We start from the raw sequence: 800 nt of genomic DNA, 5'->3' as shown, positions 1-800 counted from the left end.
ATATAAGGCACGCTAGAATTTATAGCAATATCGTTTATATCAGAAATGAGTGTTTCTCTATTCAAATGGACATACCTATGATAAAAAGACTGGAACATTATATGAATGGAAGGCAGCTTTTCGTCATCATAAAGCATACCAAGCTCGCTCTTTTTCAAAAGAATTGGAGAGAGCTTGTCGATTTTCATTCGTTTAGCAAATTCCTTTTTAACTCGTTGTTCTGATAATCCTCTCCTGTTGTTAAAGTAATTCACAGTTTTAAGAAAAATTTCTTGCTCGTATTTTAATGACTCTTCACCCAATTCAAGAACTTCTTCAATCCAAGTTTTGAAATGATAGATTGAATTATTTTCCAAGAGACTAAAGTGATTAAAAATTGGATATAGTTCACCAGATTCACTGTCATAAAACTCAAGTTCATCAAGTAAAATTTGCCAAAATGGTTTAAGGATTGCGCAAGGAAATTTGCTGAAAATATCTAAAAATCTTTCCCATCTATCTTGATAACCATTTCTTACTTCAAGAACATTATAAAATGAAAAACAGATTATTGCGTTGTTTTCAAGTGAATAATTGAAAAAAGAACTACTTTCTATATTGCCATTATATACGATTTCACTAATAACATTGCTATCAATCAATAATAAGTTATATTGTTCACTTCCTATAGTTTTCAAAATATTCCCTCCTAGGATTCTCTCTACTAATTTTATCACATATATTTTATAAAAAATTTGGAGAAGAGCATTGGGGATTAAGGGTGAAGAAGATAAAATTTAGGATATTTTGCAATATAAACG

At 29.6% G+C, this 800-nt stretch carries 1 protein-coding gene; it reads right to left on the bottom strand.

The features are described 5' to 3' along the window. The coding region (locus tag HCK02_RS13985; protein ID WP_167630699.1) for a hypothetical protein at positions 1–677 on the bottom strand (677 nt) is incomplete at its 3' end. Between the last annotated feature and the right edge of the window lie 123 nt (positions 678–800).

The organism is Listeria valentina (assembly GCF_011800755.1).
GTDB classification, from domain to species: domain Bacteria; phylum Bacillota; class Bacilli; order Lactobacillales; family Listeriaceae; genus Listeria; species Listeria valentina.
Note: the sequence above shows the minus strand (reverse complement) of the source record. Positions and strands in the feature narration are given on the sequence as shown.